Source organism: Sphingomonas sorbitolis, from assembly GCF_036663875.1.
Classification (GTDB): Bacteria; Pseudomonadota; Alphaproteobacteria; order Sphingomonadales; family Sphingomonadaceae; genus Sphingomonas.
In genome coordinates, this window is sequence record NZ_JAXOJS010000002.1 from 19,189 (window position 1) to 42,778 (window position 23,590).

Consider the following 23,590-nt stretch of genomic DNA (forward strand, 5'->3'; position numbering starts at 1 on the left):
GAGTTTGTCAGCCCAGCGCGGCCGCGTGGAACGCGATCCGCGCATCCTCCTGCGACGGCATGATGCGGATATCGAGCCCCGCCACCCAGGCCAGACCCGCGCGGATCGCCCGACCGGTCGCCGCATTGTTCTCGCCGATGCCGCCGGTGAGCACGAGCGTGTCCACACCGCCGAGCGAGACGATCATTGCGGCGATCTGCTTGCACACCGACCTCTCGAACATCCGGATCGCGAGGTCGGCGTCGTCGGTCGCGGCGGCGCGAAGGACCCGCATGTCACCCGACAGTCCCGATACGCCAGCCATCCCCGATCGGTGGTCGACCAGCGTTGCCAGCGAGTCCCGATCGAGCCCCGCCTCGCGTAGTAGATACAAGAGGATGCCCGGATCGAGATCGCCCGTCCGCGTCGCCATCATCACGCCGCCAGACGGGGTCAGCCCCATGCTGGTGTCGATCGATCGGCCGTCGCGCACTGCGGTCACGCTCGCGCCATTGCCGAGATGCGCGATCACCAGCCGTGCGGGGATTTTGTCACCGAGCTGATAGACGATCGACTCGCAGGACAGGCCGTGGAAGCCGTAACGCCGGACGCCGCCGGCAAGGTATTCCTTGGCGATCGGCAATGTCTTCGCAACGTCCGGCATCCCCGCATGGAACGCCGTGTCGAAGCACGCGACTTGCGGCACCCCCGGATAGCGGATCTCAGCCGCCCGGATCAGCGCCAGCGATGCAGGCCCGTGCAGCGGCGCGAACGCGCACGCCGCCTCCAGATCCGCCATCACCGCAGCGTCGATCCGGCAATGCGCGTCGCGGTGCGGGCCACCATGTACGATCCGGTGGCCGATCACAGTCGGCGTCGGCCCTGCATGCAACGCCGTCTCGATCGTGTCGAAGAACCGCGCGTGATCGTCGCCATGATGCTCGGCCGTCTCGATCGTCCCGCCGACCAGCAGGACCGGCTCGGATTCCACCGCGTACAACCCGTATTTCAGCGACGACGATCCGCTGTTGAGCGCCAGAACTACCGCGCCCCCCTCTATCGCGACCATTGCCAGTCACGCACCTCCGGCAGATCGTCGCCCTGCTCGGCGATGTAGAGCTTGTGCCGCTCCATCGTCGTCCAATACCGCGCCGTCTCGCGCGGCACATGGGTACGGAAGCGCGGAATCCGCTCGATCGCGTCGAGCGCCAGCCGGTACCGGTCGAGATCGTTCAGCACGACCATGTCGAACGGCGTCGTCGTCGTCCCCATCTCCTTGTACCCGCGGACATGGATGTTGGCGTGATTGGCCCGCCGGTACGTCAGCTTGTGGATCATCGCCGGATAGCCGTGAAACGCGAAGATCACCGGCGTGTCCTTCGTGAACAGCGCATCGAACTCGCGCTCGTCGAGCCCGTGGAGATGTTCCGACCGCGGCTGCAAGCTCATCAGGTCGACGACGTTCACCACCCGTATCCGGATATCGGGCACGTAGGCGCGCAACAGCGTCACCGCCGCGAGCGTCTCCAGCGTCGGCACGTCGCCCGCACACGCCATCACCACGTCCGGGTCGGAGTCATCGCCCGCCCACTCCCAGATCCCGGCGCCCGCGGTACAATGCCGCACTGCCGCGTCGATCCCGAGCCATTGCCACTCCGGCTGCTTGCCCGCGACGATCACGTTCACATAGCCGCGGCTGCGCAGACAGTGATCGCCCACCGACAACAGGCAGTTCGCATCGGGCGGCAGATAGATCCGCGCGACGTCCGCGGTCTTGTTCGCGACGTGATCGATGAACCCCGGATCCTGGTGCGACAGCCCGTTGTGATCCTGCCGCCAGACATGCGAGGTCAGCAGATAATTGAGCGAGGCGATCGGCCGCCGCCACGGGATCGTCCTGGTCGTCTTCAGCCACTTGGCATGCTGGTTGACCATCGAGTCGACGATGTGGACGAACGCCTCGTAACACGAGAACAGCCCGTGCCGCCCGGTCAACAGATACCCTTCGAGCCAGCCCTGGCAGAGATGCTCGCTCAGCACCTCCATCACGCGGCCGTCGGGCCCGAGATGCTCGTCGACCGCCTCGATCTCCGCCATCCAAACTTTCCCCGACACGTCGTACACGTCGGCAAGCCGGTTCGATGCGGTCTCGTCGGGGCCGAACAGCCGGAAATTCACCGTCGCAAGGTTGAGCTTCATCACGTCGCGCAGATACCGCCCGAGCACCCGCGTCGCCTCGGCCTTGACCTTGCCCGGTGTCTCCAACGGCACCGCAAAGCTGCGGAAGTCGGGCAGCGACAACGGCACCATCAGTTCGCCGCCATTGGCATGCGGGTTCGATCCCATCCGCCGATGCCCGGTCGGCGCGAGCGACGCATACTCCTCCAGGAACTTGCCGTTCGCATCGAACAGCTCTTCGGGCCGATAGCTCCGCATCCACGCTTCGAGCTGACGCAGATGCTCGGGATCCTCGAAGTCCGCGATCGGCACCTGGTGCGCGCGCCACGTGCCCTCGACCGGCTTGCCGTCGACGAACTTCGGCCCGGTCCAGCCCTTCGGCGTGCGGAACACGATCATCGGCCAGCGCGGCCGCTCAGGGATCACGCCCTCGATCCGCGCCGCCGCCTGGATCGCCTGGATCTTCGCCAACGCCTTGTCGAGCGCGGCGGCCAGTTGCTGGTGGACCGCCGCCGGATCGCTGCCGCCGACATAATAGGGCTCATGTCCATAGCCGCGCAGCAACGCGTCGAGCTCATGCCCATCGATTCGCGCGAGAATCGTCGGGTTGGCGATCTTGAAGCCATTGAGATGCAGGATCGGCAGCACCGCGCCATCGCGCGCGGGGTTGAGGAACTTGTTCGAATGCCAGCTCGCCGCCAATGCGCCGGTCTCCGCCTCGCCATCGCCGACCACGCACGCGACGATCAGGTCGGGATTGTCGAACGCCGCGCCGTAAGCATGCGCCAGCGAATACCCCAGCTCGCCACCTTCGTGGATCGATCCCGGCGTCTCCGGCGCCACATGACTCGGGATCCCGCCCGGCCACGAGAATTGCCGGAACAGCCGGTGCATGCCGCTGCGGCTCCGCTCGATCGCCGGATAGCGTTCGGTATACGAGCCCTCCAGATAGGTGTTGGCCACAAGCCCCGGCCCGCCATGCCCCGGCCCGATGATATTGATCATGTCGAGATCATGCTCGACGATCAGCCGGTTGAGGTGGACGTAGAGGAAGTTCAGCCCCGGCGTCGTCCCCCAGTGCCCGAGCAGCCGTGGCTTCACGTCCGCGATCGTCAGCGGCCGATCGAGCAACGCGTTGTCGCGCAGGTAGATCTGCCCGACCGACAGGTAATTCGCCGCCCGCCAATACGCGTCCATCCGGCGCAGCATGTCGGCGGACAGCGGGTGCGTCTTGGTCGGCGCCGCAACGGACCATGGCATCGCTAATACGGTCATGCTCGACGCTCCCTTTTCGGTATCGGACACGTCGAGCCGCCGATCGCGATCGGCGTGGATATGACGCCGGCGTGCATCATGCGGGTCATGCGGTTTCCTTCGAAATGCGCCATCGTCAGCGCGCCATCTGTGCGACGAGACCGGGGTCGGACAGCAAAGCCTCGTCGCCGAACGCGACTTGCGCACAGGTGCGACGCGCCTGTGCCGAAACCTCTTCGAGATACCCGCGGGCAAGGTGCGGGCTCAGACCCGGCACGATATGCGCGAACCGCCGATGTTCCTGCGACCGCATTCCGAAGGCATGGACGATATACTGGTCGAAAACGCTGTTCAGCCCTATCCCCTGGCCCTGTTCGTCGAGCCAGATCTTGCTGGCCGCCGACGTCGAAAAGCTCAGCAGGCGCCTGCCGCCCAGCAAGCTGGTCCGCGCCCGGCCCTGCAGCGCGTCGGGGTGCACGCCCGCGCCGAACACCCGTTCGACATACCCCTTGAGCATCGCCGGCGGCGTGCCGAACCAGATCGGGTAGATCAGCACGAATACGTCGCAGCCCTCGATAGCCGCGATCTCGTCGAGCACGTCCTGGCGGTATGTCGCGATACGATCCGTCGGTCGCTCTGCCGCCGTCAGCACCGGATCGAAGCCCATCGCATACAGGTCGCGGAAAACGACGCCCTGCCCTGTCGCGCGGACCGCGTCGCGGTAGGTATGCGCGATCGCATGATTGAAACTCGACGGATCGGGATGGCACACGATCACCGCGTGCCTGCGGTCGGTTGGCATTCGTTCGTCGACGATCATCGCAACGTCCTTGCAGAAAGGCTTTCCGCGCGCCGTCCGCCCCGCAGCAGCGGATGGCTTCGACGTCGGGGGTCCCGCATGGCCTATCGATTCACCGCCAGCGCGGTGACCCTCGGGAACTACGCAGGGCGCGGCGTTTGTCCCCGGCATCCCGCCCTGGAACGCGACCAGTATCGGGCATCGGCTCAAGCTGGATCGTGCCGCATTGTAGCGATCAGCGCATGGCTATGCATTTCCGGGCTTGGCTTATACTCGTCGGCGCCATAAAGCGGCGGCGACTCACCATTGCGCCACTGCGCGCCGAAAGCCTTTCTACCATGCAGATCATCGTTCGCGACAACAACGTCGACCAGGCCCTCCGCGCTTTGAAGAAGAAGTTGCAGCGCGAGGGCGTCTATCGTGAAATGAAGTTGCGCCGGCATTACGAAAAGCCGTCTGAGAAGCGTGCGCGTGAACACGCTGCCGCCGTCAGCCGCGCACGCAAGGCGGACCGCAAGCGCGCCGAGCGCGACAACTAAGTCACGCCGACGGCGCGACGTCTATTTGAGATAGCGCCGGCAGGGTCGCGTCGATCGACGCGGCCCTATTTGCATTCGGATAGCGTGCGGCGCAGCGCGTCGGCCGACGCATGCAGCGCGGCCGTCTCCTCGCTCGTCAAGTCGGGCGTCAGGATGCGCATGATCCCGGCCGCGCCGACGAGGCATGGCAAGCTCAGATACAGGTTTGAAATCCCGAACTGACCATCGAGCTTGGCCGATACCGGCAGTACGATGTGTTCGTCACGCTGGATCGCCTCGCAGATCCGGACGATCGCGGTTGCGACGCCGAACGATGTGTGTCCCTTGCCGTGACTGATGGTATAGCCGGCACGCACCACCTCGTGCGCGACCGAAGCCCGATCGAACGCTGCCCCATCCAGATACGCGTCGAGATCCAGGCCGCCGATTCGAACGCTGGAATAGGCCATGACTTCGCTGTCGCCATGTTCGCCCAGAACCAGGCCTTCGACCGCGCCGGGAGCGATCGCGAGTTGGTCCGCCACGCGCTTCCTGAAACGATTGCTGTCGAGCAGCGTGCCTGTGCCGATCACCCGCGCCGCCGGCAATCCGGAGGTCGCCTGCGCCACCTGCGCCATGGCGTCGGCGGGATTGGATGCGACGACCAGAATGCCCTCGAACCCCGCCGCCATCGCCGCGTCGACGCACGTGCGTACGATCACCGCGCTTTTGCCGGCAACCGACGTCCGGGCCTCTCCATCGGCCGTCGCGGCTCCGGCGGTGATCACGAGGATGCTTGCGTCCCTGGCATCGGCATAGTCGCCCGCCCAGATCCGCGCCGGCCGCGCGATCGCGTTGGCGTCGGCAATGTCGGTCGCTTCGGCGGTGGCGCGATCGCTATCGGTATCGATCAGCACGATCTCGGCGAACAACCCGCGGAGCATCAGCGCATAGGCGGTCGTAGCGCCAACGTTACCGGCACCGACGATAGCGATACGGGATGAAACAGGCATTGGTGAACTCCACATTCGGGGCGCCGCGCAGACTCTCGGCGCAGATTATCGGAGCAAACTATCAGCGGCGACACGCTGGTCTTGCCTGCGCCAACCATCGATCGAATGACATGGACGCATAGGCGCATTCTCGATCGGGCGAATATCGCCGATCCGCAGCGCCGCTTTCGCTAAAGACGTCACGTTATCATCAGCTTCGCGGAACGTTTTGGAGTCCCTGGCGCTCCCCTATCAGCAAAGGAGACGCAATGATGGACGACACCAGGATCTGGGAATTCGAGGAGAGCCTGTGGACCGGCGACGCGGCCCATTATCACGCGTTGATCGACGACGAGTGCGTCATGGTCTTGCCGGAACAGCCGTTCGTCCTCACCGGCGCGCAGGCGATCGAGGCCGTCGCCGATACACCGCGGTGGTCGAGCGTGACATTCAGCGAACAACAGATCATGCGCCCGCAGGAGGGACTGATCGCGATCGCCTACAAGGCCGAAGCCCGCCGTGAGGGCGCCGACGGCTATACCGCCTATTGCACCACGACGATGCGCCGGCTGGAGCATGAGGAGTGGCGCGTGGTGCAGCATCAGCAAACGCCCGCACCGACGGCCCACGTTGCCTGAAGCTAGAGCCAGGATTAAATGATCTAGGTCAGGGCGAGGTGATTTCCTCGCCCTTTCCACGCGGAACGAGGCTGCCAAGAACGGCGTCGATCGCCGATATTGCACCTGCGTTTTCGAGGTTTGCCAGGTTTGCCGCGATCGCGTTCCGTAAATCCCGATCGGGCCTGAACGACAGCAAAGCCAACAGCGCATCGACCCGCTCCTGGGTCGTCGTCGCGTCGCGAACCGCTTTTCCAAGACGGTCGCTGATCGGATCGTCGATCGTGAAGCCCTCCCCCGTATCCGTAACGCCCGACTGCCACCGCATCCAGGCCGCGACGGCCAGCGCTAGGGCGTCGACCGATAACCCGGCTGCACGACGGTCTGCGATTGGCGCGAGCAGCCGTTGGGGCAGTTTCTGCGAACCATCCATCGCGATCTGGCGGGTACGATGCTGGAGCGCGGGGTTGGCGAAGCGTGCCATCAACGCGGCCCGGTATTGCGCGATATCGAGCGCGGCGGGCGGATCGAGCGTCGTCACGCTCTCGTCCCACAGCGCTTCGACGAAAGCGCGCGCCGCGGGCAGCGCGACGACCTCGTGGACGAAGTCGAACCCGGCGAGCCCACCGAGATAGGCTATCGCCGAGTGCGCGCCATTGAGCAGCCGGAGCTTGGCGTCCTCCCATGGCGCCACCGCGTCGGTCAGTTGCACGCCGAACGCCGCCAGGTCGGGCCGTTCGCCGGCGAAGCGATCCTCGATTACCCACTGGGTGAACGGCTCCGCCTTCACCATCGCGTAATCTTCGACCCCAAGCGTATTCGCCAGCGCGGCAATATCGGCGGGCGTGGTGGCGGGCACGATCCGGTCAACCATCGTCTGCGGGAACGTCACGGTGGCAGCGATCCAGTCACGCAGGTCCGCATCGTGCGCCGCCGCCATCGCCAGTACCGCGTCGCGCAACAGCGTGCCGTTGTGCGGCAGATTGTCGCACGAGAGGATCGTCAGCGGGCCGGTGCCCGCCGCATGGCGCGCCGCGAGCCCGGCGACGAAGAACCCGGGTGCGGTCCGCGGCGCGTCGAGCGAGGCCAGATCGTGCGCGACATCGGCATCGCCGGCCTGCAATTTGCCCGTCGCGCGGTCGAGCTTGTAGCCTTTTTCGGTGATCGTCAGCGTCACGATGTGCGTGTGCGCCGACGCCAGCGCGGCAACCACCGCGGCCGGATCCTCCGGCGCAACGAGCAAGTCCATGACCGCGCCGATGACCTGCAAGCGCTCCCCTTCGCCGTCACGGACGACGAGCGTGTAGAGACCATCCTGCGGCGCCAGCTGGTCGCGGACGCCCGCGGATCGCAGCGATACGCCGGTGATGCCCCAGCGCAGGTCGCCGGCTGCCAGCGCTTGCTCGAACACCGCCGCCTGATGCGCGCGGTGGAATGCGCCAATGCCGAGATGCACCACGCCGCGCTTGACGCGCGACCGGTCGTAGGTCGGACGTGCAACGGCGGCGGGCAACCGGTCAAACGTGGCGGTAGACAGCCTCACAGCCGGTACGCCTGTTTGACGAGATCATAAGCGAGCGCGCGGGCGACCTCATGCGCTTCGTCCTCTTCGAGCCGGTGTTCGGCGACCAGTTTGGCAAGGAACGCGCAGTCCATCCTGCGCGCAACGTCGTGCCGCGCGGGGATCGAGAGGAAGGCGCGGGTGTCGTCGTTGAAGCCGACCGTGTTGTAGAAGCCGGCGGTCTCCGTTGCGCGTTCGCGGAAGCGGCGCATACCCTCGGGACTATCGTGGAACCACCAGGGCGGCCCAAGCCGCAACGACGGGTAGTGGCCGGCGAGCGGGGCGAGTTCGCGGGAGTAGGTATCCTCGTCGAGCGTGAACAGGATCAGCGTCAGCGCCGGGTCGTTGCCGAACCGGTCGAGCAGTGGTTTCAGCGCGCGGACGAACTCGCCGGGCAGCGGGATGTCGCCACCCTTGTCGCGGCCGAAACGCGCGAGCACCGAGGCGTTGTGGCTACGCGATACGGCAGGGTGCAACTGCATCACCATGCCGTCCTCGACCGACATCGCCGCCATCTCGGTCAGCATCTGTGCGCGGAAGAGTTCGGACTCCGCGGCGGTCGGCTGCGCCATGACGCGGGCGTAGAGCGCCTCGGCTTCGGCGGGTGTCAGATCCGCGGTCGCCGCCGACGGGTGGCCGTGATCGGTCGAGGTGGCCCCGGCATCGCGGAAGCGCGCGCGGTGGAAACGGTGCGCGGCAAGATAGCCCGCATAGCTGCCGACATCTTCGTTAGCGGTCTCGCCAAAGCGGCGGACGTTGGCGGCGAAGCCCGGCGTCTCCGGATCGACGACGGGATCGGGGCGATAGGCGGTGACGACGCGGCCGTTCCAGTCGCTCGCGCGGATCGCGGCATGGTGCTCGAGCGGGTCGAGCGGGCTTTCGGTCGTCGCGATCAGCTCGATACCAAACCGGTCGAACAGCGCGCGCGGGCGGAAGGCTGGCGTCTTCACCGCGGCGTCGATCGTGTCGTAATACAGGTCGGCGGTCGCGGGTTCGAGGCGGACGTCGATCCCGAATGCCTCGGCGAACACCCAGTCGAGCCACATCCGCGACGGCGTGCCGCGGAACAGAGGGTAGTTCTCCGCGAAGATGCGCCAAATCTTGCGCGGGTCGGTCTCGGTCGTACTGCCATCCACGGTCGGCACGCCAAGCGCGTCGAGTGGCACGCCCTGGCTGTAGAGCATCCGGAACACATAATGATCGGGGACGATCAGCAGCGAGGCGGGATCGCTGAACGCCTCGTCCCGCGCGAACCATGCCGGATCGGTATGGCCGTGCGGACTGACGATCGGCAGGTCCTTCACGCCCGCATGCAGCGCGCGGGCGATGTCGCGGGTACGACCGTCGCTGGGGAACAGGCGATCGGGGTGAAGGCGTAGCGGATGGGTCATGCGAGGCGTTCCGGATCGACGGGGGTATAGTGCGGGACGAGCAGGTGGATAACCAGCAACGCAACGAAATAGGCGCAGCCGGCGACCGCGAAAATCGGGCCGTAGCTGCCGACGCCCGCCAGGATCGTGCCCGCGAACTTGGCCATCAGCATGCCGCCGCATGCGCCCGCCAGCCCGCCGAGACCGATCACCGATCCGCCCATGCCGCGTGGGAACAGGTCGCCGGGGATCGCGTACACGTTGGCGGAGAAGCCTTGATGACAGGCGCACGCCAGGCCGATCGCCACGACCGCCCACCAGAGTCCGGGCGCCTGCGCGGCGAAGATGATCGGCAACGCGAACAACGCGCAGGCGAACAATGCGGTCTTCCGTGCGCGGTTCGGCGTCTGGCCGCGTGCCAGCAGCCGCGACGAGAACCAGCCGCCTGCGATCGATCCGACATCGGCCAGCACGTACACCGCGACCAGCGGCGGGCCAAAATCGAGCATCTTCACGCCGTATTGCCGGTTGAAGAAGTCGGGCAGCCAGAACAGGAAGGTCCACCACACCGGATCGATCAGGAACCGACCGAGCATATACGCCCAGGTCTGCCGCAACCGCAGCAGCGTGCGCCAGCGGACCGGCCTCGCGGCGGGTACGGGATCGGCCTCGATCCAGGCCAGTTCCTCGGGCGTTATGCGCGGATGCTTGCGCGGCGATCGGTAAAAGGCGAGCCAGGCGACCAGCCAAATCACCGTCAGCGCGCCGGTCGCGATGAACGCCATCCGCCAGCCGAACGTGACCGCGATCACCGGCACGATCAACGGCGTGAGGATCGCACCGACGTTCGAGCCCGCGTTGAAGATACCGATCGCCAGCGCACGCTCGCGTTGCGGAAACCATTCGTTCGCCGCGGCCAGCGCCGCCGGAAACGCACCGGCCTCGCCGATCGCGAGCGGGATACGCGCGAAGATCATCATGCCCGCGCTGGTGAACAGCGCATGCGCGACATGACCAATCGTCCACAGCGTCACCGCGACCGCATAGCCGATCTTCGCGCCGACCCGGTCGACGAACCGCCCGAACAGGACATAGGCAATGCCGTACGCCGCCTGGAACGCGATCGCGAGATCGGCATAGCCCTGTTCGCTCCAGTTGTAGCGCGCCTGGAGTTCGGGTTTGAGCACCGGCAACACGAGCCGGTCGATATAGCTGAGCGCGACCGCGGCGAACAAAAGCGCGCAGACGATCCACCGCACTTTCCCGCGCGGTTTCTCGGCTGCCGGGGTGGCGATAGCGTTCACCAGTTGCACAGCGTGCCATCCTCGAGACGCGCGACCGGAAGATAGGCGCGCTTATAGTCGTAGGTCGCGGCAAGATCCTCGTCGATGTCGACGCCCAGCCCCGGCGCCTCGCCCGGATGCATCATGCCGTCGTCGAAGCTGTACGCATGCGGGAAGACCGCATCGGTCTCATCGGTGTGCGGCATATGCTCCTGCACGCCGAAATTGGGCACCGACAGCCCGAAATGCAGCGCCGCCGCCATCGCTACCGGCGACAGATCGGTCGCACCGTGGCACCCGGTACGGATCTGATACAGGTCGGCAAACGAGGCGATCCGGCGCAGGTGCGTGAGGCCGCCCGCATGGACGACGGTCGCGCGGATATAATCGATCAGCTGGTTCTGGATCAGGTCCTTGGCGTCCCAGATCGAATTGAACACCTCGCCCACCGCGATCGGTGTCGTCGTGTGGTGGCGGATAAGCTTGAACGCCTCCTGGTTCTCGGCCGGCGTCGGGTCCTCGATCCAGAAAAGGTTGTAAGGCTCGAGCGCCTTGCCCAGCCGGCCCGCCTCGATCGGCGTCAGGCGGTGGTGAATATCGTGGAGCAGGTGCACGTCCCAGCCCATCGCCTCGCGCGCGGCCTTGAACAGTTCGGGGACAACGCGGAGGTATTTCTCGGTCGACCAGACGCTTTCGCTCGGGAGGTCGGCATCGGCGGGCTCGTAGCGCGCGCCGTGCTTGGCGACGCCGTAGGTCGAGGCGAGCCCCGGCACGCCGCATTGCAGCCGGATCGCCTTGTAGCCCTTCGCCTGCTCGGCCTTCGCGACCGCGATCGTGTCCTCGATCGTCGTGCCGTTGGCGTGCGCATAGACCATGCACGCATCGCGCGCCGCGCCGCCAAGCAACTGGTACACCGGCATGCCCGCGAGCTTGCCCTTGATGTCCCAGAGCGCAGTGTCGACCGCCGCGATCGCCGCCATCGTCACCGGGCCGCGCCGCCAGTACGCGCCCTTGTAGAGATACTGCCAGACGTCCTCGATCCGGTGCGCATCGCGGCCGATCAGGCAGGGCACGACATGATCGGTCAGGTAGCTCGCGACGCTCAGTTCGCGGCCGTTGAGCGTGGCGTCGCCAAGCCCGTAGGTGCCGTCGTCGCACTCGATCTTCAGCGTGACGAAATTGCGCCCCGGACAGGTGACGATGACGCGGGCGGAAACGATCTTGGGCATCGCGGGTCCTTCAGGCGATTTCGAGGATGGCGGATTTCAGTTGTGCCGAACTCGGGCCGGCCATGATCGTGAACAGGCCCGGCTCGACCACCTCGCGCATGTCGACGTCCCACAAAGCGAACGCGTCGGGGCCGAGCGTGAAGCGCAACGTCCGTCGCTCGCCGGGGGCAAGCGTCACGCGCTCGAAACCCTTCAATTCCATCACCGGCCGCGCGACGGACGATACCTGGTCGCGGACATAGACCTGGACGACCTCGTCGCCAGCACGTTGCCCGATATTGGCGACGTCGACCTCGACGCCGACGCTGCCAGCGACACCGATCTTCGCCGCCGACAGCCGCGGTGCGCTGACCTCGAAGCGCGTGTAGCTGAGGCCATGGCCGAACGGGAACAGCGGCGCCGTCTCTGCGAACAGATAGCCGCGCTGCGTCGACGGCTTGCGGTTGTAATAGAACGGCACCTGCCCGACTTCGCGGACCACGGTGACGGGCAACTTGGCGCCCGGATTGATCCGCCCGAACAGCGCCTCGGCCATCGCGGTGCCGCCCTCCTGCCCCGGATACCAGCATTCGAGGACCGCGTTCGCCTTTGCGATCACGCCCGGCCAGCTCGGCGGACGGCCGTTGATCGCGGCGATCACGATAGGCTTGCCCAGCGCATGCAGCGCGTCGAACAGCGCGTTCTGCTCGCCGAGCAGGTCGAGCGTGGTGCGGTCGCCCAGGTGATTGGCCGAAAACCCCTCACGGCTGGTCTGCTCGGTATCGCCAATCGCGAGGATGATCGTGTCGGCCCCGCGCGCGACCTCGACCGCCTCGGCGATCAGCGCGCGGTTCTTGGCGGGGTCGGCAAGCAGCACCTCGTCCTGCGACCGGTCCTCGCTCTGGGTGATGAACACGCCCTGCGCATGGACGATCGTCGCGCCGCCACCGACCAACGCACGAACGCCATCGAGCAGCGACACCGTCTGGCGTGGCGGCGCGGAATAGCCGCCAAGCCGCGCGATCGCCGCATTCGGGCCGATCACCGCGATCCTGCCCTTGGGCGCGAGTGGCAGCGTACCGTCGTTGGTCAGCAGACACATCGATTGCCGCGCAGCCTCCAGTGCGACGCCTCGCGCTTCAGCATTGCCGGTCAGCCGGGCGGCGGCGCGAGCATCGACCGCCGAGTCCTCGAACAGTCCGGCACGAAACTTCAACGCCAGCATGCGCGCACACGCCGCGTCGACCTGCGCGATCGGCACCGTCCCCGCACGCACCTGCGCGGGCAATGTCCGGAACGCCATCCCGTCCGGCAGCGCGCTATCGACGCCCGCCGCCAACGCCAGCCGCGCCGCGCCGTTCAGGTCGCGCGCGACGTGGTGGATCGTGTCGAGTTCCTCGATCGCGCCGTAATCGCTGACGATCGCGCCCGAAAAGCCCCATTCGCCGCGCAGCACGTCGCCGAGCAACCAGTGGTTCGCATGGCTCGGCACGCCGTCGATCTCGTTGTACGACGGCATCACAGCGCCGATCCCGGTCCGCGTGACGACCGCGCGGAACGGCGGGAAGAAGCTCTCGCGCAGTTCGCGCTCGCCGATCGGTGCGGGGCCGATATTGTTGCCTGCCTGGGGCTGGCCGTGGCCGGTCATGTGCTTCAGCGTCGCGAAGACCTTGCCGGGGGCGAGCGTCGTGCTGTCGCCCTGCAGGCCCTCAACCGCGGCGACCCCCATCTCGCCGCACAGATACGGATCCTCACCGAACGTCTCCTCGATCCGGCCCCAGCGCGGATCGCGCGCGATATCGACGACCGGCGACAACGAGAGATGACTGCCATGCGCGCGCACTTCGCGACCGATCATCGCCTGCGCGCGCCGCATCAGGTCGCGGTCGAACGCACCCGCCATGCCGATCGCCTGCGGGAACATCGTCGCGTCGGGCGCCATATAGCCGTGCAGCGATTCCTCGTGGAAGATCACCGGGATGCCGAGACGCGTGCCGCGTGCCCAGCGCTGGACCGCGTTGACGAACGCGATCGTCGAAGCCGACCCGCGGAACCGTGCACCGGTGCCGCCTGCCACCGCCGCCACCGATGGCCCGCCGCGCAGATCCGAGGGCCGCGTCACCTGCCCGAACCCCGCCGGATACGCCGCGGTCGCCCGCGCAGGGTCGAACGTAAGACCGCCGGCAGTCATTACGTCCGCCTTGGTCGCCCACAGTGAAATGGTCTGGCCAACTTTCTCCTCGAGCGTCATCCGCGCCATCAGGTCGCGGACCCGAAGGTCGACCGGCGCGCGTGCGTCACGGTAGATCGGGGACGCCGCCGCGGCCTGCGCGACACCGGGAACTAGCCCCACGATTGAGACGGAGCCGAGCAACCCGAAAAGGTCGCGCCGGGTCGGCATTATGGTCGTTACGATCCCTGCTGTCTCCGTATCGGCCACGATTATCTCCTAATATGAAACGCGGCATTGCTGTCGAAGCCGTCGTCGTGATAGCGATAACATGGCTGATCATCCGCGATCCTGTCAATGTAGCGCGGAACGGCGGGAGAGGATTATGACGCAATTCGGCCGATGGATCGGTAAGTTCGCGCTGCTGTTCGGCGCGGTAATTGGTTTGACCGGACCGGCGCAGGCCGAAGACGGCTATGACCTCTGGCTTCGCTATCACGTCCCTGCGACAGCGCCCGCGCGCAGTATCCCGACGATCGAAGCGCGCGGCGATACGCCAACGCTGCGCGTGGCCGCCGAAGAATTGCGCCGCGGCGCGGGCCTGTTCGGGACGAGCACGCCATCGATCATGCTGGCCACCGCCGACGATCGCGACGTCGCGGCGCTCCGCTTGCCCCTGGCCGCACTCGGCGACGAGGGATACCGCGTCGGCCAGGCCACGCTCGGCAACCGTCGCGTTCTCCTCGTCACCGCCAACACCGATCGCGGCGTGCTCTACGGCAGCTTCGCGCTACTGCGACACCTCCAGACCGGTGGCAGCCTCGACCGCATCGCGCTGACCTCGAGCCCCCGCGTGAAACTGCGCGTGCTCAACCATTGGGACAATCTCGATGGGGTGGTCGAGCGCGGCTATGCCGGCGTGTCGCTGTGGGACTGGTGGACGCTCCCCGACTTCCGCGATCCGCGCTACACCGATTACGCGCGCGCCAACGCGTCGATCGGGATCAACGGCACCGTCCTGAACAACGTCAACGCGAAGGCCGAAAGCCTGACCGCGCCGTATATCGCGAAGGCCGCGGCGCTCGCCGACGTGTTCCGCCCGTACGGGATCAAGGTGTACCTCTCCGCGCGCTTCTCGGCCCCGATCGAGATCGGTGGCCTGAGGACCGCCGACCCGCTCGACCCCCAAGTCGCGGCGTGGTGGAAGGCGAAGACCGACGAGATCTATCGCAGCATTCCCGATTTCGGCGGTTTCCTGGTTAAGGCGAACAGTGAGGGCCAGCCGGGCCCGCGCGACTATCATCGCAGCCACGCGGACGGCGCCAACATGCTCGCAGCCGCGGTCGCGCCGCATGGCGGGATCGTGATGTGGCGCGCGTTCGTCTATGCCGAGACCGACCCCGATGACCGCGCGAAACAGGCGTACACCGAGTTTAGACCGCTCGACGGCAAATTCGCCAAGAACGTCATCGTTCAGGTCAAGAACGGCGCGATCGACTTCCAGCCGCGCGAGCCGTTCCACCCGCTGTTCGGCGCGATGCCGAAGACGCCGCTGATGATCGAATTCCAGATCACCAAGGAGTATCTCGGCTTCGCGACTCACCTCGCCTATCTCGGGCCGATGCTCGCCGAGACGCTTGGCAGCAAGACGATGCGGACGCCGGGCGAGACCGTCGCCGATGTCGTCGATGGATCGGTCGAAGGTCATACGCTGACGGGCATGGCCGGTGTTGCGAACATCGGGCGCGACCGCGACTGGGCGGGCTCGACGTTCAACCAGGCGAACTGGTACGCATTCGGGCGGATGGCGTGGGATCCGACGCTTGGCGCCGCACCCGTCGCGCGCGAATGGGCGGCGATGACGTTCGCGCCCTCCCCGAAGATCGTCGATCCGGTGGTCGCGATGATGATGGGATCGCGGGAAGCCGTGGTCGACTACATGACGCCCTTGGGGCTCGCGCATGTCATGGCGACCGGGCATCACTACGGCCCTGCCCCCTGGGTCGCGGACCTCAAGCGCCCCGAATGGAACCCGGTCTATTATCACCGCGCCGACAAGGCCGGGATCGGTTTCGACCGGACCAGGACGGGTAGCAACGCGGTCGCGCAATACGCTCCTGCCCTCGCCCGCACGCTCGCCGACCCGGCGACCACGCCGGAGCGCGAGCTGCTGTGGTTCCACCATGTCGCGTGGGATCGGCGGATGGCGTCGGGTCGGACATTATGGGCGGAGATGGTCCATGATTATGATTCCGGCGTCGGCTATGTCGGCGACATGCAGCGGCAATGGGATGCCTTGAAACCATCGATCGACGCCGAGCGCTGGGCGAAGACCGCGACCTATCTCGCGGTCCAGCAGCGTGAGGCCAGATGGTGGCGCGACGCCAGCCTTGCCTATTGGATGTCGGTCAACGGCCTGCCGCTGCCGGCGGGTGCCACGGCGCCTGCGCACGACCTGGCATGGTACAAGGCGCAACGCTTTCCCTATGCCCCCGGCAACCCGCAATGATTTCCCGGCCGCCTGTGCACGCAGCGGCCAAGCAAGAGGCTGATCGATGACGCGCACCGACGGGCCGATACTGTGTTTCGGTGAACTGCTGCTCAGGCTCTCCCCGCCGGGGCACGGCCCCTTGTTCAGGGAGTCGCGGCTGGACGCGAATTTCGGCGGCGCGGAGGCCAATGTCGCCGTCGCGCTCGCCCGCCTCGGCAGGAGCAGCGGCGTTATTTCCGCGGTGCCTGACGATGTCGTCGGCGATGCGGCGATCGATGCGCTCCGCCGGTGCGGCGTCGATGTGTCGCGGATCGCGCGCAGCGACGGACGACTCGGCCTGTATTACCTCGCACCCGGTGCAGGGCTGCGCGCGTCTGCGATCGTCTACGACCGCCAGAACAGCGTGTTCGCGACCAGGGCGGCGGCCGCCTATGACTGGCCGGCGCTGCTGGCCGGCGCGGCGCGGCTGCATCTGTCGGGAATCAATCCGGCGATCGGTTCAGCGATGGCCGACATCTGTCTGGCAGCGATGACCGCCGCACGCGCGATCGGCGTACCGGTGTCGTTCGACGGCAATTACCGCGCAACCATGTGGGCGAAATGGTGTGCAGACCCCGCCGCGATCCTTCTTCCGCTCGTCGACCATGCCGATTTGTTGTTCGGCAATCACCGCGACATCGCGTTGCTGCTGCGGCGTCCGCTGGATGGCAGCACACCACAGGGCCGACGGGATGCGGCATTGGCGGCGTTCGACCGGTTCCCGAACCTGAGCCACATCGCATCCATGTCCCGCGAGGTCCGTGACGCCGGATGCAACGTCTTGCGCGCCCGGATCGATACGCCGACCGAGATCATCGAGACCGACGCGATCGAGGTCTCTGGCATCGTCGACCGGATCGGCACCGGGGACGCGTTCGCCGCGGGTGTTCTCGCCGAGCTTGGAGAGGGTGCGGAACTGGCGGCGCAAACCGGGCTGGCGCTGGCGGTCTTGAAACATGCCACCCCGGGCGACCAGAGCGAGACCACCCCGCGCGACCTGGCGACGTTCCGCGAGGGCGGGTTCGACGTCCGGCGTTGATCGACGCGGGCAGCACGTCACCAGAGCCCGGCGTCGAAAATTCGCGATGCCCCCGTTGACAGCATCTCCAAGCGCGCAAATGATATCGCTATCATAATGATAAAATAGGAGAGTTCGGTGGATATCACGCGACGCGACGGGCTGGCGATGTTGGGCGGTCTCGCCGTCGCTGCGGGCACTGCGGGGGGAGCTTTGGCGCAAACTGGTGCCGCGATCCCTTTGCTGGACGGCGGTGTCGCCAGCTTGCAGTCGATCGCGGCAACCAAGGGGATGCGGCTAGGGTCGTGCTTTGCCTGGGGACGCCCCGGCGCGGATCGCGGATCGTTCGCCAATCCCGCTTACGCCGCGCTGCTGACGCGCGATTGCGGGCTGCTGGTGCCGGAGAACGAGATGAAGTGGCAGGCGATCCGGCCAAGCGCGACCCGCTTCGACTTTGCCCATCTGGACGCGATGATGGCCTGGGCGAAGGCTAACCGGCTGCCGGTGCGCGGTCATAATCTGCTGTGGCATCAGCCGAAATGGATGCCGCGCTGGGAAGAGAGCCATGATTTCGGCGCGAACCCGGCACAGGCGGCAGAGCGTCTGCTGGTCGAGCATATCACCACCGTCTGCCGCCGCTATGGCACGCAGATCGGCAGCTACGACGTCGTCAACGAAGCGGTGAATCCGGCGGATTCGACACTCTACCAGACGGCCCTGTCGCGCGCGCTAGGCAGTCCCGAGGCGACGATCGATCTCGCTTTCCACACCGCACGCGCCGCCGCGCCACATGCGCAACTTGTCTATAACGACTATATGAGCTGGGAACCCGGCAACGCCAAACACCGTGCCGGCGTGCTGAATTTGCTCGAGGGATTCAAGCGACGCGGCGTGCCCGTCGACGCGCTCGGGGTGCAGTCTCACCTCGTGACGCAGGGCTCCGATACGCGCGCGGCGATCACCGCGCTTGAAGGCGAGTGGCGTCGCTTCCTCGATGCGGTGACGGCGATGGGGTATGGCCTCGTGATCACCGAACTCGACGTTCGCGACAACAACCTGCCGGGCGGCATCGCCGCGCGCGATCGCGCGGTGGCGGATTTCACACGCGGGTATCTCGATCTCATGCTGTCATACCCATCGGTCCGCGACGTGCTGCTATGGGGCATGTCCGATCGCTACAGCTGGATCGAAGGTTTCGAGCCTCGCCCCGACAAGGCCCGCCGCCGCCCCTGCCCCTATGACGACAGGTTCGTCGCCAAGCCAATGCGTGCGGCGATCGCGGGCGCGATTGCCGCCGCCCCGATGCGAGCGACGTCGAAGGCGGTTGCCCGCGAGGGGTCGCGCCGATGAGTCGCTGGGCGATAGCGCTTCTGCCAGCCGTCCTGCTTGCGGCCGGTGCGGGCGCGCGGGATACGGCCCACACTGCGCCTGCGCATCATTGGATCGCGAGTTGGGGCTCGTCGCAGATGATCGCGGACGGCGACAATGCGTTGCCCGCGGATCGCGCACGCGCGGTCACGCTGCGTCAGGTGATCCGGCTGTCGGCAGGGGGTGATCGCCTCCGTGTCCGCCTGTCCAACGCGTTCGGAACGCGGCCGCTCACCATCGCTGCGGGGCACATCGCGCGCAGTTCGTCGCCTCAGACAGGCGAGATCGTCGGCGGGGTGCGACTGACCTTTGCCGGCCATGCCGATGCCGTCATCCCCGCGGGAGCCGAACTCTATTCGGATCCCGTCGCGATGCCGCTCGCGGCCGGCGCCGATCTCGCCGTCAGCCTGTATCTGCCCGAAGCCGCGGTTCCACAGACCGGCCATCCCGGCGCGCGCGCGATCAGCTTCGCGCTCGCGGGCAATCATGTCGCCGATGCAAGCCTGGCAGGCGCTACGCAAACCCCGCATTGGTACGCACTCGCCGATGTCGAAGTAGCGGGTCCGGCCAACGCGGGGTCGATCGTCGCGATCGGGGACTCGATCACCGACGGCTACGGCGTCAAGCCAAACCGCAATACGCGGTGGACCGACATTCTCGCCGAACGGTTGCGGCGCACGCCCGCCACCCGCGGTACCGGCGTCGTCAATGCCGGGATCGGCGGCAACCGTATCCTGCTCGACGGGCTGGGTTCCAACCTCATGGCGCGGTTCGACCGCGACGTCATCGCGCGTAGCGGCGTACGCTGGGCGATCCTGCTCGAAGGCGTCAATGATCTGGGCGTACTCACGCGGGAGGCGCCAGCAACACCCGCCCAGCACGCCGCGCTCGTGACGCAGATCATCACCGCCTACACCGAACTCGTGACGCGCGCGCATGCGCACGACATCAAGGTGATCGGGGCGACGATCACGCCGTTCGGCGGAAACGACTATTATCACCCGGGACCAGCATCGGAAGCGGATCGCCAGGCCATCAACACGTTCATCCGCACATCCGGCCTGTTCGACGCGGTGATCGATTTCGATCGTGTCATGCGCGACCCGGCGCAACCGGCAAGGCTGGATCCCGCCGTCGATTCAGGCGACCACCTTCACCCATCCGAAGCCGGGTATCGCCGGATGGGCGAGGCGGTCCCGCTGACCTTGTTCGGTAGTGGGCGGCGCTGATCAGATCGCAACCGCGTACAAGGCGTGATGCGTCAGGATGAAGAGCGTTCGATTGTCGTCGCCGCCGATGACCAGTTGCAGCGGCCGTTCCGGCGTGTCGATACGCCGTCGCAACGTGCCGTCGGCGGCGTAGACGAACACCTGCCCATTGGCGACGTACAGCTGCCCTGCGGCATCGCGAACCGCGCTTTCGCCACCCCGGTCGGCGACGATCTTGAGGTCGGTGACACGCCCCTGATCGCCGACCAGACCGTCATAGGTCCGATTTTCCGACGCGTTGGTCAGGACGACGCGCGCGCCGGGAGCGGCGGACACCAGACCATAGGCATCGAGCGTGTCGGACCAGCGCCACCCCTGGTGGTCGTCGGGTCCCTGGTTCCAGACCCGGAACGCAGGCAGCGACAGCGATCCATCGGGTGAGCGATATTCCTCGGGCTTGGGCTCTGCCATCTTGGTCGCGAACATGTCCGCCATGGTCGGGAACTGATAGGTCGTGGGATCGATACGGTCTGCGAATTCGCCGTTCGCCCAGACGTTGACCGGGAGCAAAGTCGCTGCCCCTTTTCCCCCGGCAGCAGGCGTAGGTGCGATCACCTGAACAGCCGCGGGCTTGGCGGGATCGAGGCTGTACACGGTACCGTCGCGCCCTGCTGAGGACAGCACGAGCAGACGCCCCGACCGATCGACCGCGAGATTGACCGGATCGAGCGGCGCGTCGGCGACGATCGAGAGCCCTTCGGCCTTGATCCAGCCATGAATCCGCTGGAAATGCCGGTCGATGAAATAGAGTTTGCCGTGCGCATCGACGGCGCCGCCGGCGATCGAATAAAAGCCGTCCGCCAGCTTCCTGACGTCGGTCGACACCGGGATGGCGGAGGCAAGCGCGGCGCTCGTGACCGCAGGCGGCACGTCCAGGCGCGCAAACTCGCGTTCGCGCACTTCCTGGCGCCGCGTGATGTCCTTGATCGCGGTCTCGAACGGGAATTTGCTCGCGCGGAGATACGTGCCGCAGCCCTTCGCATCGCAGCTCGCAAACCCGCTTTCGGCGTTCACGTGGACGTTGCGAAACCGGATATCGCCCGAGTCATACAGCTTCACCGCGGCATCCATCGGCTTGATCGAGCGGGTGACGCGGTAGGCATGGTAATTGGCGAACAGGATGTTGCGCGAATGTCGGATCTCGGTCGAGATCGCATCGACCCCGTCGCGCACCTCCTGCTCGGTCTGCGGCGCGAGGAACTCCCAGTTCTCGACATGGTCCAGGACGATTTCGGCGCGGTAATGATGCTCGGCCGACAGCTGGTACACATGCCCCGGCGTCTTGGTGTTCGACACGTGGAAGCCCGAGGAGGCCAGCGTGTTGGGCGACCAGATCGCCGCGAACGTCCCGCCGCCGCCATCGGTCACCCAGATGCTCGGCGACTGTCCGTCGAACCGCGCGCGGGGATCGCCAAAGCCGATCGGGCTTCCCTTGGTCAGCGCGGTGCCGCCGCCGCCTTGGATCTTGACGTCGTTGACCATCGAAGCGGCGCCGGCGCGCCACAGCAATGCGGTCGCGCGCGGATTGACGCCGCCGGTCCACAGGCCGAGCCCGGAGACGATCGCATTGCCGCCCCGGGCGCTCTCGACCAGTGCCTTGGGCGGGCCAACCCCGGCATAGCCCGCCGTCTGATCGACGAGGTAGAGGTGAGTGAGGCCTGGGTGCAGCGCGATCAAGACGGTATCACTGCGCAACTTCACCGTGTCGGACACGCGGTAGCGGCCGGTCGGGAAATACAGCACACGGTGTGTGTCGATCGCGCGTTGGAGTGCCGCCGTGTCGTCGGTGGTGTCGTCGCCCTTCACGCCCAGATCGCGGACGTTCGCCCAGTCGCGGACCGGCGGCAGCGCACGGATCGCCGGCGTCGCGCGGACCGGAACGCGGGCCAACGGCGCCATCGTGACGTCGGTCGCATATGCGCCGATCGTGCCGAGCGCCGGCAGCTTCAGCCCGTACGAGAAATCCGCAACCCGGTAGCGTGGCCCGGCTCCCGCGACCGTCTTGCCGCTGTCGCGGAAACGGACGAAAGTCGGCGTATTGACCCCGACGGCATTGTCGAAACCGATTTGCGTGAAGACGCTGTTCTCGGCCGAAACGACGACTCCGGCGCGCGTGACGTTCTCGAACCGGACGTCCTTGCCCCAAAGCGAGTCGGAATGGCCGCGATCGATCTCGATGCCGACCGGCGTATCGCGGATCGCGACGTTGACGAGCGTCAGGTCGACCTCGTGCTCGCGGATCGCGGCGTCGCGCTGGCCCTGGAACTCGGAATCGATCAGCGTGAACTGCCACGCGGGCGACGTCTTCTCCGAGATGATTCCGTAGCGGCCACCGAAGAACCGCAGATCCTCGAATTCATTGCCAGCTTGATAGACCCCGGCGAGCCCCGAACCGATGTGGAAATCAACGTGGCGCAGATAGCCATGCTGTGCGACCCGGAAGCGCACCGCGACCGCCCCCGCATTGCCGTCGCCGATCCGAAAATCGATATTCGACAGCGCGGAATAGAACGTGCTCGAGGTGGCATCGAAGATCGCCGGGTCGAACGGCACGCTGGTGGGCGGCGGCACCGGCGCCTTGCCGACCCGGTATTGATCCTCGCCGGTGAAACTCAGCATCGCCGCGACGCCCGATGCGTAGCCCGCACTATTGTCGGCAAGGACGATCTCGGGACGCGTCGGTCCGATGCCGAAGAGCCGGACCGCCGAGCGGACGAAAATCGTCCGACTGATCCGGTACCGCCCCGACGGCACGAACACGACGCCACCTTGGCCGCCGGCTGCCGCCGCATCGATCGCCTGTTGCAGCGCGACGCTGTCATCGGCGCGCCCGTCGCCAACGCCCTTGACGGTTATCGCGCGCGGGTCGTCGGGACGGGTGAGATAGACCGAATTCGTCTTCGCGAATGCCGCGACGGGGGACAGCATTGGCAGCAATGCCGCACCACTCAGCAGCCATTTCATGGTCATGTCGATCCTATCCCCGATGACGGGCCGTAGTTGCGGATAACGATTTTGCGGTCGCCGGCCCGGTAGCGGGATTGTCCGCTCACAAGTCGAACCCGGTCGCCGGATGCGCGCACGCGCACGCGCGCGCTCGACTTGTAGCGCAGGTCGATCAGGCGGGGTGCAGCACCAGGGTCTGCGCGACGATCGCCACTTGCGTGCGATTGCGCACGTTCAGTTTGCGCATCAACGCGGTCATGTGCGCCTTTACCGTCGCCTCGGCGATCCCGAGATCATAGGCGATCTGCTTGTTGAGAAGTCCCGAATGGACGCCGCGCAGGACTTTGATCTGGGTCGGGGTGAGTTGCGGAGGGCGCGTCGCCAGTGCCGGAGCGGCATTGCCGCGCAGGGATCGGTAATCGTCCCGAACAGTCGCTTCCATGATCATCCTCCACTGTTTCGGCTGTGACGCCGCCGTCTTCTCCCGCAGTCTGACGCCGCGGTAACAAGCTCGTAGTTTTCGATCCACCG

General features: G+C 66.5%; 17 protein-coding genes. 6 read left to right on the plus strand and 11 right to left on the minus strand.

The features are described 5' to 3' along the window. Positions 1–7 precede the first annotated feature (7 nt). From U1763_RS05370 to U1763_RS05380, 3 genes are all read right to left on the minus strand, one after another. The gene (locus U1763_RS05370; RefSeq protein WP_332754439.1) at positions 8–1,048 is read right to left on the minus strand and encodes an acetate/propionate family kinase; all 1,041 of its coding nucleotides are present in this window, start codon (positions 1,046–1,048) and stop codon (positions 8–10) included. After that, positions 1,036–3,432: a phosphoketolase family protein gene (locus U1763_RS05375; protein ID WP_332754440.1), complete on the minus strand. Its 2,397-nt coding sequence runs from the start codon at positions 3,430–3,432 to the stop codon at positions 1,036–1,038. The genes U1763_RS05370 and U1763_RS05375 overlap by 13 nt, the downstream gene beginning before the upstream one ends. A 115-nt stretch (positions 3,433–3,547) precedes the next feature. Beyond that, positions 3,548–4,231 carry an NAD(P)H-dependent oxidoreductase gene (locus U1763_RS05380; protein WP_332754441.1) on the minus strand — a complete coding sequence of 228 codons (684 nt, stop codon included), beginning with the start codon at positions 4,229–4,231 and terminating at the stop codon, positions 3,548–3,550. A gap of 317 nt (positions 4,232–4,548) precedes the next feature. Between U1763_RS05380 and rpsU the strand changes: the two genes are divergently transcribed. Further along, on the plus strand, positions 4,549–4,749 hold the full coding sequence (gene rpsU / locus U1763_RS05385) for a 30S ribosomal protein S21 (protein WP_031393196.1): 201 nt from the start codon (positions 4,549–4,551) through the stop codon (positions 4,747–4,749). 65 nt (positions 4,750–4,814) lie between these two features. On the opposite strand, the gene U1763_RS05390 is transcribed toward rpsU, so the two are convergent. Further along, positions 4,815–5,741: an L-lactate dehydrogenase gene (locus U1763_RS05390; protein ID WP_332754442.1), complete on the minus strand. Its 927-nt coding sequence runs from the start codon at positions 5,739–5,741 to the stop codon at positions 4,815–4,817. Between the two features lie 248 nt (positions 5,742–5,989). On the opposite strand from U1763_RS05390, the gene U1763_RS05395 reads away from it, so the two are divergent. Then, positions 5,990–6,358, plus strand: a complete 369-nt coding sequence (locus U1763_RS05395) for a DUF4440 domain-containing protein (protein WP_332754443.1) — start codon at positions 5,990–5,992, stop codon at positions 6,356–6,358. Positions 6,359–6,386: 28 nt separating this feature from the next. On the opposite strand, the gene U1763_RS05400 is transcribed toward U1763_RS05395, so the two are convergent. Genes U1763_RS05400 through U1763_RS05420 form a run of 5 tightly spaced genes read right to left on the minus strand, consistent with a single transcriptional unit; the run spans position 6,387 to position 14,160 of the window. Next, positions 6,387–7,880 carry a mannitol dehydrogenase family protein gene (locus U1763_RS05400; protein WP_332754444.1) on the minus strand — a complete coding sequence of 498 codons (1,494 nt, stop codon included), beginning with the start codon at positions 7,878–7,880 and terminating at the stop codon, positions 6,387–6,389. After that, the gene (uxaC, locus tag U1763_RS05405) at positions 7,877–9,289 is read right to left on the minus strand and encodes a glucuronate isomerase (protein ID WP_332754445.1); all 1,413 of its coding nucleotides are present in this window, start codon (positions 9,287–9,289) and stop codon (positions 7,877–7,879) included. The genes U1763_RS05400 and uxaC overlap by 4 nt, the downstream gene beginning before the upstream one ends. Next, positions 9,286–10,575, minus strand: a complete 1,290-nt coding sequence (locus tag U1763_RS05410; protein WP_332754954.1) for an MFS transporter — start codon at positions 10,573–10,575, stop codon at positions 9,286–9,288. The genes uxaC and U1763_RS05410 overlap by 4 nt, the downstream gene beginning before the upstream one ends. Then, on the minus strand, positions 10,569–11,780 hold the full coding sequence (gene manD, locus U1763_RS05415) for a D-mannonate dehydratase ManD (RefSeq protein WP_132898016.1): 1,212 nt from the start codon (positions 11,778–11,780) through the stop codon (positions 10,569–10,571). The genes U1763_RS05410 and manD overlap by 7 nt, the downstream gene beginning before the upstream one ends. A 10-nt stretch (positions 11,781–11,790) precedes the next feature. Then, on the minus strand, positions 11,791–14,160 hold the full coding sequence (locus U1763_RS05420; RefSeq protein WP_332754955.1) for a glycoside hydrolase family 3 N-terminal domain-containing protein: 2,370 nt from the start codon (positions 14,158–14,160) through the stop codon (positions 11,791–11,793). A 154-nt stretch (positions 14,161–14,314) separates the two neighbouring features. Here U1763_RS05420 and U1763_RS05425 point away from each other — a divergent pair, with 154 nt between their 5' ends. The 4 genes from U1763_RS05425 to U1763_RS05440 all read left to right on the plus strand — a co-directional run bounded on the left by U1763_RS05425 (position 14,315) and on the right by U1763_RS05440 (position 20,074). After that, positions 14,315–16,438 carry an alpha-glucuronidase family glycosyl hydrolase gene (locus U1763_RS05425; protein ID WP_332754446.1) on the plus strand — a complete coding sequence of 708 codons (2,124 nt, stop codon included), beginning with the start codon at positions 14,315–14,317 and terminating at the stop codon, positions 16,436–16,438. A 46-nt stretch (positions 16,439–16,484) separates the two neighbouring features. Further along, a complete protein-coding gene (locus tag U1763_RS05430) occupies positions 16,485–17,498 on the plus strand; it encodes a sugar kinase (protein WP_332754447.1) in 1,014 nt (337 codons plus the stop codon). 117 nt (positions 17,499–17,615) lie between these two features. After that, complete coding sequence (locus tag U1763_RS05435; protein ID WP_332754448.1) at positions 17,616–18,827, plus strand: endo-1,4-beta-xylanase; 1,212 nt, start codon at positions 17,616–17,618, stop codon at positions 18,825–18,827. Next, positions 18,824–20,074: an SGNH/GDSL hydrolase family protein gene (locus tag U1763_RS05440; RefSeq protein WP_332754449.1), complete on the plus strand. Its 1,251-nt coding sequence runs from the start codon at positions 18,824–18,826 to the stop codon at positions 20,072–20,074. The genes U1763_RS05435 and U1763_RS05440 overlap by 4 nt, the downstream gene beginning before the upstream one ends. Here the strand turns inward: U1763_RS05440 and U1763_RS05445 are convergent, their stop codons facing one another. After that, positions 20,075–23,083 (minus strand): glycosyl hydrolase family 28-related protein, encoded by a 3,009-nt coding sequence (locus U1763_RS05445; RefSeq protein WP_332754450.1) that lies wholly within the window; start codon positions 23,081–23,083, stop codon positions 20,075–20,077. A gap of 148 nt (positions 23,084–23,231) precedes the next feature. After that, positions 23,232–23,501: a helix-turn-helix domain-containing protein gene (locus U1763_RS05450; protein WP_243643467.1), complete on the minus strand. Its 270-nt coding sequence runs from the start codon at positions 23,499–23,501 to the stop codon at positions 23,232–23,234. Between the last annotated feature and the right edge of the window lie 89 nt (positions 23,502–23,590).